Origin of the sequence: Vibrio fluvialis (assembly GCF_900460245.1) — a bacterium.
Classification (GTDB): Bacteria; Pseudomonadota; Gammaproteobacteria; order Enterobacterales; family Vibrionaceae; genus Vibrio; species Vibrio fluvialis.
In genome coordinates, this window is the sequence record NZ_UHIP01000002.1 from 476556 (window position 1) to 490954 (window position 14399).

Here is a 14399-nt window from a genome sequence, read left to right on the forward strand (position 1 = left end):
GAAACACAACAATAATGAATAATTCATCACCTGCAGAGGAACATCCTTATGGTGAGACGCTTGTCTATTATCTGGTTGCTGCTGTTTAGCCTGCACGCCGTTGCTGCAGATTTGACCATAAAAGTAGGGGAACAAGCATCACAGACGCTGAGCCTTGATCAGCTGCAAACTGTGCTGCCGGTAAACGCGTTTACCACCAAGCTGCCTTGGCTGCCCGAACCCCACACCTACACCGGGTTTACCATCACTGATTTACTCGATTACCTCAAGATTAGTCACGCCACGTCCGTCTCTTTGATTGCGTTGAATGATTATGTTGCCAAGATTGAGATGGCAGACTTGCGCCAATATCAGCCCATCGTGGCGTATTTTATGGATGGTAAGCCCATGCGAGTGCGTGATAAAGGCCCCTTCTGGCTGGTGTATGACCTGACCACGCACCCTGAAATTGATGAACCTATGCACTACACATTAATGGTCTGGCAGATTAAAGAGATACAGATTCACACGCGATGATTAAGCCGATACAAAACAAGATGCTCCATCCCCTGGTGCATCGTGCCAAGACATTACTGATCCTCGTGTCTGCTGTGCTCGTGGTGGCCAACCTCTACACGCTCAACAGCACGCGCGAGTTGGCGCGCTCCTATACTGACCGTCAGAATCAGGCCACGTGGTTTCTGTTTCAGCTGACCAAAGAGTTCACGGAAATGATGGCCGAGACGCCTTATGCGCTCAACTCCAAGAAGAAAATGGAGCATGTGTGGCTCAAATACGAGCTGACCTGGAGCCGCTTTGATGTGATTCTGAATAGCCGTGAAGCCGAGGGCTTTATGGGACTGGAAGGGACTTATCCGTTTTTTAAAAGTGCATTTGAAGACTTCAAACTGCTCGAACCATTGCTGATGGCGGCTCACGACAAGCCATCCATGGAACGTTTTCTGAATAAGTCGCAGGATCTCTATCAGCGCATCATCAGCTACATCAACGAAAACTTTAAGATTCAGAGCCCGATTTATCTACACCAGAAGCAGCAGGCATACACCCTGACGCAAATTCAGTTTGTGCTGATGTTTGTGCTGTTTTCGTGCATCGGCTTGGTGAGTTACATACTGCACGCCGAAGCGCGTTTTCATAAACTGCTGGCGCTGACTGATCCATTAACCGGACTTTCTAACCGTCTGGCGATGTTTGATGCTCTTAAGCGCTATACCGCGCAACAGTCGTTCTCGTTGTTGCTACTTGACCTGAACGGCTTCAAAGCCATCAACGACACACTTGGCCATCAGGCAGGGGATTCCGTGTTACGTCAGGTCGCGCATCGTTTGGCGCATATTCCGACGTTCGATTACTGGGTATTTCGTATGGGCGGTGACGAGTTTGCCATCATTCTCGACAGCGTCGACCCCGATGATCTGGCGGGAATCCAGACGCTGATTGCAGAGTGTTTTGAAGCAGCTTTTGTGCTGCCGAGTAACGCTCCCTATCCGCTCAGCACCAGTATCGGCGTCAGCCGCTACCCTTACGACGCCATCGACATTAACCAACTGGTGCACATCGCCGACAAGAACATGTACCAGATGAAGTTCCAACAAAAAAGCCCCTCATAGAGAGGGGCAAAGTTACCATCGCTTTATAGTTATAATGAGGTCCTTCTCGCTTAACCGAAGTCACCATTTACGTAACCACGTGTACGGTCGTCTTTCGGTTCGTTGAAAATGATCTGGGTATCATTGTGCTCCACCAGTTCTCCCATCAGGAAGAAAGCAGTGCGGTCTGAAATTCGGCGAGCCTGTTGCATGGAGTGCGTCACGATAACGATCGTGTAGTTCTTCTTCAGCTCTTCCATCAGCTCTTCAATTTTGTGGGTCGCAATCGGGTCAAGTGCAGACGTCGGTTCATCCATCAGGATGACATCCGGTTCCATCGCGATGGTGCGCGCGATACACAGACGTTGCTGCTGACCACCCGACAAACCGAACGCGTGTGACTTCAGGCGATCTTTCACCTCGTCCCACAGTGCGGCACTGCGCAGTGAACGCTCAACCACTTCATCAATGTGTTTCTTGTCTTTCACGCCCTGAGCGCGCAGGCCGTAAGCCACGTTCTCATAGATACTCATCGGGAATGGGTTCGGCTTTTGGAATACCATGCCAACTTTGATGCGCAGGTCTGCAACGTCCACGTTGCCATACACATCTTCGCCATCCATGGTCAGTTTGCCGGTAATTTTTACGCCTTCAATCAAATCGTTCATGCGGTTCAAGCAACGCAACAACGTCGATTTACCACAGCCAGACGGGCCGATCAGCGCCGTCACCTGACGCGTAGGAATCGGCAGGTTGATAGATTTCAGGGCTTGGTTTTCACCGTAAAACAGGTTCAGGTTTTCAATGCTAAATTTGTTCATTGTCTTAATCTCGTAAAATCTGTCAGTCGTGTTGGTTTAGTAAGTCGCCGTATTGAATCGCTTGGCGATCAATTTGGTAATCATGTTGATGAGCAACACGACGACGATCAGGACGGTAGCCGTACCGTATGCCTGATTCCACTCTTCGATAGTGAACAGCTCAGTGGTCAGCTTGTACAGGTGCACGGTCAGCGTACGGCCTGAATCCATCAGGGAGTCAGGAATACGCGCTACCATACCCGCGGTCAAAAAGACCGGAGCCGATTCACCGATCACACGACCGATACTGAGAATGACTGAAGTCATAATACCTGGCATTGCGCTTGGCAAAATCAGACGCCAGATAGTGTAGATTTTTGATGCGCCAAGGCCGTAAGAGCCTTCGCGGTAAGTTTGTGGCACAGCCATCAGCGCTTCTTCTGTGGTACGGATAATCACCGGCAGAATCAGAATACTCAGGGTCAGCGCGCCCGACAGAATCGAGAAGCCAAAACCCAGAATCGCCACGAAGAATGTCATACCAAACAGACCAAAGATGATCGACGGAATACCCGCCAGCGATTCAGTACAGAAGCGAATCACTTTCACCAGTCGGCTGCCGACTTTGGCATATTCGGTCAGGTAAATCGCGGTCATGATGCCGAGTGGCGCTGCCACCGCAATCGATGCGATTACCATGTAGATGGTCGAGATGATCATCGGGAAGATACCGTGTTCATCACCAGTACGCGTGTAGTTATCCGAAATGAAATGCCAGTCTACGTGCTGCAGGCCATTCGACAGAATGTACCAGATGATCCAGAACAGGAAACCGACCGTCAGCGCTGCCGCCAGCCAGATGAAGCTGCGCAGCACGTTGTCTTTAAATTCACGAACTTGTTTTAGTTTTGCGCGATCCATGGTGATTACCTCGCTTTCTCACGGTTCAGGTACAGCAGTGCCGCGTTCAACATCATGATGAACACCAGAAGCACCACACCAGTCGCGTACAACGCATTTGCGTGCACACCGCTGGCGTACGACATTTCGATCGCAATGTTCGCGGTCAGCGTACGCGCTGAGTCCAGAATGCCCTGAGGCATCGCTGGCGCGTTCCCCATCACCATGATGATGGCCATGGTTTCGCCCAATGCACGACCGATACCCAGAATCACACCCGTCATAATACCGGAGCGAGCCGCAGGAACGAGCAATTTGAAAATGGTGTAAATGTTTGAAGCGCCGAGCGCCAGTGAACCTTCTTTGTAGGTTTTTGGTACCGCGCGAATCGAGGTTTCCGATACGGTAATCACCGTCGGCAGAATCATCACACCCAGTACGATGATCCCTGCGAGAATGGTGTTACCCGCCGGAACCTGAAAGATGTTTTGAATCAGTGGCACAATGATGACCAGGCCAAAGAAGCCATAGACCACTGAAGGAATACCCGCCAACAGTTCCACCGCAGGGCGAATCACATCGGCAACGCGTTTGGGCGCAATTTCAGCAATGAAAATGGCAGTGAGCACGCCAATCGGCACGCCTACGATAACCGCACCAAAGGTCGAAACGACAGAAGCGACGATCATCGTCGCTACACCGTACAATGCCGGTGGCAGCCAATCCTGGCCGAGGACAATACCCACAACACCCGCTTCTTGGAATGCCGGAATACTTTCCCGAATGATGAAATAGGCAATAACGGCTAAGGAAACAATACCGATTACTGCACTGGTTAAAAACAAACCGTGAAAGAGACGCTCTTTCCAGTCGATACGCTTTTTAGCGCGTAAACCGCGCTTTGATACTTGCGTCTTTGCACCGTTCATAAGCTTGTCACTATTGGTCGCGATGGTCATGTTCATCTCACTTGTCGAACGAGTCGAGGTGGATTGAAAACGCTCAGCCCTAATCAAGCGGGCTGAGCAAACTTATTAAATTTTGTTTCTTAGTTCACAGAGATGTAGTGGTGAGAAGCAACGATCTTTTGCGCTTCTTCAGACAGCATCCAATCCAGGAACTTCTGAGTTTCAGCAGATGGTTTGCCTTTCTTGTAAAGAACCAGGAACGGACGTGCTACTTTGTAAGAGCCGTTCTTCACGTTGTCTACAGTTGCATCAGTGCCATCTACTGACAGAGCGTGAACTGAACCGTCTACAGTACCCAGAGAGATGTAGCCGATTGAGTATGGGTTAGAAGCAACCATAGTTTTCAGACCGCCGTTACCGTTAGCAACTTGAGCGCGTTGAGAGATTGCTGATACTTCTTTACCAGAAATTTTCTTTTTCAGTTCCATGATTTCTTCAAATGCACCACGAGTACCTGATGCAGTGTCGCGAGTGATCGCAACGATTGGCTTGTCTTCACCACCGACTTGTTTCCAGTTAGTGATTTCGCCTTTGTAGATTTCTGAGACTTGTTCAGCTGTCAGACCCTTAACTTTGTTGCTTGGGTGTACAACAACTGCGATGCCGTCACGAGCGATAACTTCTTCAACCAGGTTCGATTCTTTCTCAGAGTCTTTCAGACCACGAGAAGACATGCCGATATCTGCGCTGCCGTTTTTCGCCGCTTTGATACCTGCAGAAGAACCAGGACCTTGAACTTCAATAAACACTTCCGAATTTTTCTTCATGTATGTTTCAGAGAAAACTTCCATCAGTGGAGTAACACTGCTAGAACCCACTGCAGAGATGGTTTCTTTTGCTGAAACTGGGTTAACTGCCAGAGCGCCTAGAAGAGCGATTGCACCGATTACTGTCTTTTTCATCACAATTTCCTTAAGTGGCTTTATTGCCGTTGTGTTTCACTTGAACGAGGGTCACTTTAGGCCTCGAATATGACAGTTGTGTTTCAGTTAATTGAAAAGTCGATGACAGGTTGAAATATTTGCAGCAGGAGAAAATTCTCTGGTTCGTAGATTTTTTTCTTCAAGTTGTTGAACTAACTCAAGATCACCAGCGTCATAGTGATAAATCACTCTTTTCAACCACATGAAAAGCATTGATTTTATTTCAAGTAATACCGCTAGAACTGAAAAGAATAAGTCAGATAAAAATCCGATTGAAATCTGACAGTTAGCGGATATTATCTTCAACCTACTTATAAAAAAGATAATTATTCCCAATTTATTTCAGAAGAGGATCACCATGCGCCAGTTACTGAGCGGTTTGTCCATCAAACTGCAGGTTGTAGTACCGGTGTTTATCACCATGCTATTGCTGATTTCAGGGATCAGCTACAGCACATCCACACTCAAAGACGCGTTCCGCCAGATGTCACAATCCACGGAAACCCTAATCAACCACAAAGATGAACTTACCGAGATCATCGACAACACCTACGCCATGCGCATCAGCGCTATCTATAGTCTGTTCCAGCCAGAAGAGGTCAAAGTACTGCCTTCTGTTCTGCAGCAACGTCAAAGCGAAAACCTGAAACATCTCGATTCACTGGCTCGCGTACCCGGCATGACAGCAGAGATTGCCGAACTGCGCCGCGCGATGGAGCGCTACGTCGATTACTCAGTCAACACCATGATTCCGCTGTTAAACACCAAGCACAATCAGCAGCAAACCTCGGCCTCGTTTGAAACCGAATACGAGCGCGCCACCGATGTCTACCGTGACGCCGGCCGTGACATGGTGAAAGCGATTCAGGCGCTGTCTGACAAGCTGAACAATATCGCTCTGGACGATATTCACGCTAATGAAGCGCACAACCACAGCGTCATGGATATGTCGTTGATGGGGCTGATTGTCGTGTTACTTTTGGCAGCGGCCAGCAGTTGGCTACTGGCGGGCGTCATCGTAACGCCAATCCGTAAATTGCAGCAGACCGTGCGTGAAGTCGCTCACGGCAACCTGCAAATTCAGGCTGAGGAAGAGGGAAACAACGAGATTACCGAACTGGCGCGTGATGTAAACGCCACCGTTTCTCAACTGCGCAAAACCGTGGATGCCCTGATTCGCATCAGTGTGGATGTTGCGTCAGCCTCAACCGAACTGGCGGCAGTGATGACTCAGTCGAGCGTCAATTCAGATCAGGAAAAGCAGGAAGTCGAACAAGTTGCTTCTGCAGTTAATCAGCTGGAAATTGCGGCAGGCACCGTCACGGATAACGCGACACGCGCCGACAGTGCAGCCCAGCACGCCAACCAACTCGCACAAAACAGCCTGACGATGTTTGAGCAAAGCAACCGCGCCAACGCCTTGATGACCGATAAACTGAGCGATGCAGCCCATGTGGTCACCAGCCTGAAAGAGCAGTCGGAGCGCATCGGTAAAGTCATTGAAGTGATTCAGGGTATCTCCGAGCAGACCAACCTGCTGGCCCTGAACGCCGCCATTGAAGCGGCTCGCGCAGGCGAAAGTGGCCGCGGATTTGCGGTGGTCGCCGACGAAGTACGCATGCTGGCAGCGCGTACGCAGGATTCAACGAAAGAGATTCAGGCGATCATTGAAGAGCTGCAGGACAAATCCGGTGTGGCAAACGACAGCATGACCTCCAGCCTGAAAATGCTGCAGGATAACCAAGCGTTGGCGGGCAAGGTCAGCGGGGCGCTGATGGAAATCAACCAGTCGATTGCCGAGTTGAGCGCGGTGAATACGCAAGTTGCCTCGGCTTCGGAAGAGCAGAATCAGGTGACCTCTGACATCAACCGCAATCTGGGTAACATCTATGAACTGGTGAGTCAGAACGTCACCGGCATTACTCAATCTGCCGCAGCCGCTCAGGAGCTGTCACAGTTGGCAGAGCAGCAGAAGCAGCAGCTAAACTACTTCCGCGTGTAAAGCGCTTGCCTCCATTTAGCAGACACAAAAAAGCCGCCAACTGGCGGCTTTTCTTTATCCGTATTACTCGTCGTCGACTTTCGGCGCCACTTTCTTCTTCGGAATGAAGACGGAATCACCCACGGCCACGTGGTCGTAGAAACCTTTATCGCGTTTAACCGGTTTCTTCGCAACCTTCTTCGCCTGCGGTTTCGCTTTACTACTTTGCGCTTTAGCCTTGTTCACCGGCTGACGTACTTTCAGACCTTTGAACTTGCCTTCCAAACCGTCCAGCACATCAAATTTAATGTCTTGCTTCAGGTAGGCTTCCACACGTTTAAAGCTGTCCCAGTCTTTCGGGCCAACCAGAGAAACGGCGTCACCTTTGTTACCCGCACGACCGGTACGGCCCACACGGTGGACATACTCTTCGGTGTGTTTTGGCATGTCGAAGTTAATCACGTGCGTCACGTTGGCGATATCCAGACCACGTGATGCCACATCGGTCGTCACCAGAATCTTAAACACCGCACGCTCAAACTGGCTCATGATGGTATTACGCTGCATCTGGTTCAGGTTACCGCTCAGCGCCACCGCTTTGAGTTTTTTCTCGTTCAGTTTGTTGGTCAAACGTTCGGTATCGTCACGGGTAGCGGTGAAGATGATCACCTGACGGTAATCCGCATCATCCAGCACACGCTCCAGTAGCGCTTCTTTATGATCCAAATGGTCACACAGGTAGAAACGTTGCGTAATGTCTTTGTGTTGCTCATTCGCACCACCGACCGCAATGTGCTTAGCATCGTTGAGCATCTCATACGCGATGTCGTTGACTTGTGCGTGATCCAGCGTCGCGGAGAACATCAGTGTCTGACGACGACGGTGTTTCGCGGCGTTGTGAATGTGGCGCAATTGCGGCGCAAAACCAAGATCCAGCATGCGGTCTGCTTCGTCCAGAATCAGAGTTTCCAGACCTTCCAGGAACAGAGAACGATGCTCCAGATGGTCAGCCAGACGTCCCGGTGTTGCTACGATGAATTTCGGGCCACGACGCAGTGCTTTTACCTGATCGTTAAAGTTCTCACCACCCGTAATGAGGGTCGCGGTGTAGCTCAGGCCAGCCAGCATCGAGCGCAGCTCACCATACACCTGTTTCGCCAGTTCACGGGTCGGAACCAGAATAACACCTCGCGGATCACGAGCTGACAACGCTTTGGTCTTCAATGCTTTGTGAAGCATTGGCAGCAGAAAGGCTAGCGTTTTACCCGAACCCGTTTTTGAAGAAGCCAGAAGATCTTTTCCGGCCATGGCAACAGGAATGGCCTGCTGCTGGATTTCGGTCGCTTTCTTAAAATCAAAATGTGCCAGAGTCTTCAGTAAGCGATTATCTAAACCTAATTCTTTGAACTGCAAAGGATTCTCCAATATTGTTGTAGCGCCTTATACCGCAAGGCTAAGGTCAAAATAAAAAACGCAGTATGATAGCGCGAATAGTGCACAAATAGATAGAGATCACACAAAATAATCGCTACCCGGCGTTGAATGTACATCTGGTAACGACCGATCTACTCTCAGCTTTGAGAGTAAACTTCAATTAATTGATTACTGGATAAAATTTTGGATTATTTTGACTTTGCTTAAGTAGGCGAAGATTAAAATAGTGTCTACACTTTAAATCGTCACTATATGGACAAAAAGGTATAGGGCGTAATTTGATAAATGTAAACAAGGAGTTCAATATGAACAAAATGTTAATCGCAGCTGCAGCGTCATCTGTACTTCTACTGGCAGGCTGTGCATCAGGTCCAGACGAAGCAACCACAATGAAACTGGATGAACTGAGCAACCAAGTCAGTCAGCTAAGCGATGAAGTGGCTTCTCTGAAAAGTGACCATGCCGCTGTGATGTCGAAACTGAATGCAACTTCTGATGCAGCAATGGCCGCTCAAGAAGAAGCAGCACGTGCAAACGAGCGCATCGACAACATCGCTCAGTCGTACACCAAGTAAATCTTGTTGAATTAAAAAAGAGTCTGCGAATGCAGACTCTTTTTATTTGCTCAGAAACCGTAACCAGTCAGTCGGTTTCTGTGGCCGAGAAATCCGGACTGACCACTTCAACGGGCACCCCATTCTGGGCCAGAATCACCGCTCGGGCTTTGGCATCCGATTTATTAAACTCCTGCATCCACCAGCTCAGTTCAATCGGCAGCGCGAGATCTTTTTTACTGCCATCGCTGCGGGTCAGAGGCTCATGCGCTTCGACAAATACGCTGCGATCCGGCTCCAGCGCCACTTTAACCGGTTCATCAATGATACGCACTTTTTCGCCGCGCTGTACCTGTTGGAACAGCCATTCAATGTCTTTCGGATCCATACGAATACAGCCGGAGCTGACCCGCATCCCGATACCGAAATCTTTGTTGGTTCCGTGAATCAGGTATTCCCCATTGCCATACCCCAAACGCAACGCGTATTCACCCAATGGGTTATCCGGCCCCGCAGGCACTACAGCCGGCAGTTCGATACCTTTGGCGAGATACTCTTTGCGAATCGATTGCGGTGGCGTCCAAGTCGGGCTTGGCCGTTTCTGGCTGATGATGGTTTCCATCTCCGGCGTGTCACGACCAATACGGCCAATCCCAACCGGGAAAATATGCACTTTATGGATTTGTGGTTCAAAGTAGTACAACCGCAGCTCAGCCAGATTGACGACGATGCCTTCATACGGCACTTTCGGCAGGATGATTTGTGACGGGATCGTCAGCACAAACCCTTCCTGAGGTAAAAACGGGTCGACGCCTTTATTGGCAGCCATCAACGCCAGAAAGCCGACATCGTAACGTTTGGCAATGTCGGACAGCGTTTCGCCTTTCTCAATCACATGATACTGCGTATTGCCGACCATGCTGCTGCCTTCCATCGGGAAGTCATAAGTGGCTGCCCACACATTGGAGGCAAAACTGGCGGCAAGGGCCCCAATCACCAATAACTTACGCAACATGCTCTACATTATCCTTCGCTTCTTTATACAAGCGTAAGGTTACTTCTCTTTCAGCTTTGTGATCAACTATCGGCTGCGGATATAACAGAGAGTTAACACCGGACCATTTCCACGGAGCATGAATGTGCGCTTCAGGCACATTGGCTAATTCCGGAACCCACTGACGAATGAAGCTGCCGCTTGGATCGAATTTCTCGCCCTGAGTAATCGGGTTGAAAATACGAAAATAAGGCTGACCGTCACAACCGGTTGATGCACACCACTGCCAGCCACCATTGTTGGCAGCATAGTCGCCATCAACCAGTTGCTGCATAAAGTAACGTTCACCCCAGCGCCAATCGATATGCAGATCTTTAGTGAGAAAACTCGCCACGATCATGCGCAGGCGGTTATGCATCCACCCTGTTTGATTGAGTTGGCGCATCGCTGCATCAACAATCGGATAACCGGTTTTACCTTCGCACCAGCGTGAGAATTTAGCCTCATCCTGCCACCATTCAAGCCGCGCTCCCCACTCAAGGAAGTCTTTGCTCTTTGACAGCTTTGGTTCAAACACCAACAAGTGTTGATAGAACTCACGCCAGATGAGTTCACTCAGCCAGGTTTGGGCACCTTCCGACAAAACGCCCATCTCAGTTTCAGCATAAACGCGCGCAATACACTGCCGTGGTGACAACGCGCCGATCGCCAGATACGGAGATAATGCACTGGTCCCCGCTTTGGCCGGAAAATCGCGCTGCTGTTTATAGTCGTCCAGCTGTTCCTGACAAAAGGCGCGCAAGCGGCGGCGCAGAGTGTCAAAATCCACTGGCCACAATTCGCTGCTGATGCAAGGGTGTGTAAACGGCTGCGCGGCATTCCAGACCAGAGCTTGCAGATCATCAGGCAGCGCGTGCTCTGGCGCTGCGCGGCTGGCACGAATAACCGGCGGAGTGAACTGGGTAAGCCAGGCGCGTTTAAACGGAGTGAACACTTTGAAATATTCCCCCTGTTTATTCAGCACACTGCCCGGCGCCATCACGCACTTGTCATTAAACGACTGCCAGTCGATGCCATGCTGCTGCAGACGTTCCGCTGCCAACGCATCACGCTTTTGCTCGTTGAGCTCATAATCGCGGTTTGCCAGTACTTGGTTGGCACCTGATGCCACAGCCACTTGCTGCACCGCATCAACCGAATCGGCAAAGGTCGCCACTTCACGATAGAGCAACGGCACATTAAGCGCAGACAACTCTTCCTGAAGGGCAAACAGGCGACGATAAATCAAGTCAGCCTGAATGGGTGCCAAATCGTGCTGTTGCCACTGCTGAGGCGTTGCCACAAACAACGCACACACAGGTTCACCGCTGATCAAAGCTTCATTGAGAGCCGCGTTATCCACCGCACGCAAATCGCGGCGTAGCCACACCAGTTTCATTGTCTGCTCCTAATCGTTGGCCAGCGTTTGCAGTACATCGGACAAAAATAGCTGGTCTCCAAACTGCACTGCCAAACGTTGCTTGGCCTGCCATTGGTTTTCCGCTAAGCCGCGATGTGAGAACAGCGCCACAGCGTTGTAGGCTGCCAATGATTCATGTTCAGCCAGCCCCGTCATGTCATCGACGCCGTCTAACAATGTAACGTTATAGCCCTGCTCAGCCCACGTGACAGCCCACAGCCAGGCCAGCAGGCTGCCAGATGGATCAAAACTCACAGCCAGGCATTTGCCCTTGTGGGCCGCTTTATTTTCCGATTCAAGAATGGTCGAGAGTTTGCTCAGCATGATGCCGTTGAGCAGTCCTTTCTGTAGCGAACGTAGCGGCCCTTTCACTTTCTCCAAGGCATCAATCACTGGCAGCACAAACTGACGTTCAACGATGTCGAGCGGGTACTCTTTCATCACCGTGCCAATTACATTCTCGGCTTTGCCGCGATTGAGTTGTGCCAGCGCACTGAGTAGTGCTTCGCACTCTTCCAACTCAGCGTGCAGTTCAGGTTCGGTGCCCACCTCAGCCGCATTGCCTTGCAGCAGTTGGCTCACTTTACCAATCGACACCCCTTTAAGCAGCCAGCTTTGGATCTGGCGAATGGTCTGAATGTCGTGGTCGGTATAAAGGCGATGCCCTTTGGCCGTGCGCTGCGGCTGAACCAAGTTGTAACGTCGCTGCCAGGCGCGCAGTGTAACCGGCTTCACTCCGGTGATTTCTGACACTTCGCGAATGGCATACAACTTCTCTTCACAAGCCATAACGTAATTTCAACTCCTGAGGATGAGGATCCAGATAGCGCTGCTTACTCAGATACGCATCGGGATACATGGATAAATAGTGTTTGATTAAGGTCAGCGGCGCCAGCAGTGGCAAGGTACCACGTCGGTAATCGTGAATCAGTTGTGCCAGTTCGGATTTTTGTTCCCGGCTCAGTGAACGCTTGAAATAACCTTGCAGATGCATCAGCACATTGGTGTGATTTCTGCGGCTGGCGCGATAAGTCAGCGCCTGCATCAGCCCCAAGCGATACTCGGTAATGAACTCTTCCACAGAGTAGCGACTGACATTGGCGACTAAACGCCCGAGCGATTGATAAGAAAGCGGATGATGCGCCATCAAGGATAATTTGTAACGGGTATGAAACTCCACCACTTTGCGCGCCGTCGGTTCATCGCCCAGCGTACGGTAGAAGTCGTCGAGACAGAACACACGAGTAATGAAATTTTCGCGCAGCACAGGATCATGCAAGCGCCCATCTTCTTCAACGGGTAACCAAGGCATCGCCGTGCGCAGTTTTTGGGTGTATAAGCCGACTCCCTCTTTTTCCGCGCCATGCTCTTTGTACACTTTGACTTTTTCCATTCCGCATGTCGGTGACTTGGCGCAAACGATATAGCCGCGCAGGTTGAACTGCTGTAGCTGCGCGACTTTTGCCTCGGAAAACGCCAGCAGCGTATCAGTGTGATCGCGGCTTGCGTCTTTGGTTTCCACCAATGCAATGCGCTCTTCATTCGAAACAAGGCGAATCGTCGGACGAGGCACTGGTAGCCCCATCTCCACTTCCGGACACACAGAGACAAACTCAAAGTACGGTGCCAGCTCCTCTGTCACAAACTGACTCCGTTTGTGCCCGGCATCAAAGCGAACTTTCTCACCGACAATACAAGCGCTGACTCCGACACGAATAGCTGTTGATTCCATACTGGCCCCCAACTTATACAAACGAAAACTTTGTATAACATATAGCACGAGCCATTAATCTTGTACAAACTAATTTTTTGTACAAAAAATTTCAGCGGCCAACTAAACGTTTACCCGAATCGATTGCTTTACCACTTTCAACACATTTAGTTATCAATAACCACAACCCAGCACGACTAGACTCATTTTGTGACAAACTTCTCAAGGATCGTTGGGGTAACTGGCTAGTATTGCCGCAACAGATGATTCATCAGTCAACAGAAACCGTAATTTATCTCGGTAACCCATTTGACTGACCTACTTTGGAGAGAAACGATGGCAACCCCACACATTAACGCACAACCTGGTGATTTCGCTGATACTGTGCTGATGCCAGGTGACCCGCTACGCGCTAAATTCATTGCTGAAACTTACCTGGAAGACGTAAAGCAGGTATGTGACGTTCGCAATATGTTTGGTTACACAGGCACATACAAAGGCAAAAAAGTGTCTGTGATGGGCCACGGTATGGGTATCCCATCTTGCAGCATCTACGTACACGAGCTGATTGCAGAATACGGCGTGAAAAACATCATCCGTATCGGTAGCTGTGGCGCTGTACGTGACGACGTTAAACTGATGGACGTTGTGATCGGCATGGGTGCTTCGACCGATTCCAAAGTAAACCGTATCCGTTTCAGCGGCCACGATTTCGCAGCGATTGCCGACTATGACCTGCTGGAAACCGCCGTTAACCAAGCTCGCGCGCACAACGTACCCGTAAAAGTGGGCAACGTGTTCTCCGCTGATCTGTTCTACACTCCAGAACCTGAAATCTTCGAAAAAATGAAGAATCTGGGCATCCTGGGTGTGGATATGGAAGCCGCTGGCATCTACGGTGTTGCCGCAGATCTTGGTGCACGTGCACTGACCATTCTGACGGTTTCTGACCACATTCTGCGTGGCGAGAAACTTAGTTCAGAAGATCGTCAAAAATCATTCCACGATATGATGCAAGTGGCGCTGGAAACCGCCATCAATATCTAATTTGACGACTCAACATCCGCAGCCGGGTCACCGACCCGG

Annotated in this window: 14 protein-coding genes; 5 read left to right on the top strand and 9 right to left on the bottom strand. The window is 50.2% G+C overall.

Annotation, left to right across the window (positions count from 1 at the left end; translation table 11 throughout):
• Positions 1–48: 48 nt before the first annotated feature.
• On the top strand, positions 49–516 hold the full coding sequence (locus DYA43_RS17205) for a putative pterin-binding protein (protein ID WP_020329651.1): 468 nt from the start codon (positions 49–51) through the stop codon (positions 514–516).
• Positions 513–1610: a GGDEF domain-containing protein gene (locus DYA43_RS17210; RefSeq protein WP_038156739.1), complete on the top strand. Its 1098-nt coding sequence runs from the start codon at positions 513–515 to the stop codon at positions 1608–1610. Before DYA43_RS17205 ends, DYA43_RS17210 begins: the two co-directional genes overlap by 4 nt.
• Positions 1611–1660: 50 nt before the next feature.
• Here DYA43_RS17210 and pstB read toward each other — a convergent pair whose 3' ends face one another.
• The 4 genes from pstB to DYA43_RS17230 all read right to left on the bottom strand — a co-directional run bounded on the left by pstB (position 1661) and on the right by DYA43_RS17230 (position 5159).
• On the bottom strand, positions 1661–2410 hold the full coding sequence (pstB, locus tag DYA43_RS17215) for a phosphate ABC transporter ATP-binding protein PstB (RefSeq protein WP_020329649.1): 750 nt from the start codon (positions 2408–2410) through the stop codon (positions 1661–1663).
• 36 nt (positions 2411–2446) lie between these two features.
• On the bottom strand, positions 2447–3310 hold the full coding sequence (pstA, locus tag DYA43_RS17220) for a phosphate ABC transporter permease PstA (RefSeq protein WP_020329648.1): 864 nt from the start codon (positions 3308–3310) through the stop codon (positions 2447–2449).
• A gap of 5 nt (positions 3311–3315) precedes the next feature.
• Positions 3316–4248, bottom strand: coding sequence for a phosphate ABC transporter permease subunit PstC (gene pstC, locus DYA43_RS17225; RefSeq protein ID WP_024375556.1), 933 nt, complete (start codon positions 4246–4248; stop codon positions 3316–3318).
• Between the two features lie 89 nt (positions 4249–4337).
• Positions 4338–5159: a phosphate ABC transporter substrate-binding protein gene (locus DYA43_RS17230; RefSeq protein ID WP_020329646.1), complete on the bottom strand. Its 822-nt coding sequence runs from the start codon at positions 5157–5159 to the stop codon at positions 4338–4340.
• Positions 5160–5538: 379 nt separating this feature from the next.
• On the opposite strand from DYA43_RS17230, the gene DYA43_RS17235 reads away from it, so the two are divergent.
• Positions 5539–7182 (top strand): methyl-accepting chemotaxis protein, encoded by a 1644-nt coding sequence (locus tag DYA43_RS17235; RefSeq protein WP_047461520.1) that lies wholly within the window; start codon positions 5539–5541, stop codon positions 7180–7182.
• 63 nt (positions 7183–7245) lie between these two features.
• On the opposite strand, the gene DYA43_RS17240 is transcribed toward DYA43_RS17235, so the two are convergent.
• The gene (locus DYA43_RS17240) at positions 7246–8586 is read right to left on the bottom strand and encodes a DEAD/DEAH box helicase (RefSeq protein WP_075989852.1); all 1341 of its coding nucleotides are present in this window, start codon (positions 8584–8586) and stop codon (positions 7246–7248) included.
• Between the two features lie 314 nt (positions 8587–8900).
• Between DYA43_RS17240 and DYA43_RS17245 the strand changes: the two genes are divergently transcribed.
• Positions 8901–9170 carry an Lpp/OprI family alanine-zipper lipoprotein gene (locus DYA43_RS17245; protein ID WP_020329642.1) on the top strand — a complete coding sequence of 90 codons (270 nt, stop codon included), beginning with the start codon at positions 8901–8903 and terminating at the stop codon, positions 9168–9170.
• Between the two features lie 67 nt (positions 9171–9237).
• On the opposite strand, the gene DYA43_RS17250 is transcribed toward DYA43_RS17245, so the two are convergent.
• The 4 genes from DYA43_RS17250 to DYA43_RS17265 are packed head-to-tail and all read right to left on the bottom strand — an operon-like array spanning position 9238 to position 13334.
• On the bottom strand, positions 9238–10164 hold the full coding sequence (locus DYA43_RS17250) for a L,D-transpeptidase family protein (protein ID WP_020329641.1): 927 nt from the start codon (positions 10162–10164) through the stop codon (positions 9238–9240).
• Positions 10154–11581: a deoxyribodipyrimidine photo-lyase gene (gene phrB / locus DYA43_RS17255; RefSeq protein WP_061056005.1), complete on the bottom strand. Its 1428-nt coding sequence runs from the start codon at positions 11579–11581 to the stop codon at positions 10154–10156. The genes DYA43_RS17250 and phrB overlap by 11 nt, the downstream gene beginning before the upstream one ends.
• 9 nt (positions 11582–11590) lie before the next feature.
• Positions 11591–12391 carry a MerR family transcriptional regulator gene (locus tag DYA43_RS17260; RefSeq protein ID WP_061056006.1) on the bottom strand — a complete coding sequence of 267 codons (801 nt, stop codon included), beginning with the start codon at positions 12389–12391 and terminating at the stop codon, positions 11591–11593.
• Positions 12381–13334, bottom strand: a complete 954-nt coding sequence (locus DYA43_RS17265; protein ID WP_020329638.1) for a YbgA family protein — start codon at positions 13332–13334, stop codon at positions 12381–12383. Before DYA43_RS17265 ends, DYA43_RS17260 begins: the two co-directional genes overlap by 11 nt.
• 315 nt (positions 13335–13649) lie before the next feature.
• On the opposite strand from DYA43_RS17265, the gene deoD reads away from it, so the two are divergent.
• Complete coding sequence (gene deoD, locus DYA43_RS17270) at positions 13650–14360, top strand: purine-nucleoside phosphorylase (protein ID WP_020329637.1); 711 nt, start codon at positions 13650–13652, stop codon at positions 14358–14360.
• Positions 14361–14399 lie beyond the last annotated feature (39 nt).

What these genes read in the sequence shown, in the direction of transcription:
- DYA43_RS17205 (WP_020329651.1), top strand. Translation starts at nt 49, where the DNA reads ATGGTGAGACGCTTGTCTATTATCTGGTTGCTGCTGTTTAGCCTGCAC.
- DYA43_RS17210 (WP_038156739.1), top strand. Translation starts at nt 513, where the DNA reads ATGATTAAGCCGATACAAAACAAGATGCTCCATCCCCTGGTGCATCGT.
- pstB (WP_020329649.1), bottom strand. Translation starts at nt 2,410, where the DNA reads ATGAACAAATTTAGCATTGAAAACCTGAACCTGTTTTACGGTGAAAAC.
- pstA (WP_020329648.1), bottom strand. Translation starts at nt 3,310, where the DNA reads ATGGATCGCGCAAAACTAAAACAAGTTCGTGAATTTAAAGACAACGTG.
- pstC (WP_024375556.1), bottom strand. Translation starts at nt 4,248, where the DNA reads ATGACCATCGCGACCAATAGTGACAAGCTTATGAACGGTGCAAAGACG.
- DYA43_RS17230 (WP_020329646.1), bottom strand. Translation starts at nt 5,159, where the DNA reads ATGAAAAAGACAGTAATCGGTGCAATCGCTCTTCTAGGCGCTCTGGCA.
- DYA43_RS17235 (WP_047461520.1), top strand. Translation starts at nt 5,539, where the DNA reads ATGCGCCAGTTACTGAGCGGTTTGTCCATCAAACTGCAGGTTGTAGTA.
- DYA43_RS17245 (WP_020329642.1), top strand. Translation starts at nt 8,901, where the DNA reads ATGAACAAAATGTTAATCGCAGCTGCAGCGTCATCTGTACTTCTACTG.
- DYA43_RS17250 (WP_020329641.1), bottom strand. Translation starts at nt 10,164, where the DNA reads ATGTTGCGTAAGTTATTGGTGATTGGGGCCCTTGCCGCCAGTTTTGCC.
- phrB (WP_061056005.1), bottom strand. Translation starts at nt 11,581, where the DNA reads ATGAAACTGGTGTGGCTACGCCGCGATTTGCGTGCGGTGGATAACGCG.
- DYA43_RS17260 (WP_061056006.1), bottom strand. Translation starts at nt 12,391, where the DNA reads ATGGCTTGTGAAGAGAAGTTGTATGCCATTCGCGAAGTGTCAGAAATC.
- DYA43_RS17265 (WP_020329638.1), bottom strand. Translation starts at nt 13,334, where the DNA reads ATGGAATCAACAGCTATTCGTGTCGGAGTCAGCGCTTGTATTGTCGGT.
- deoD (WP_020329637.1), top strand. Translation starts at nt 13,650, where the DNA reads ATGGCAACCCCACACATTAACGCACAACCTGGTGATTTCGCTGATACT.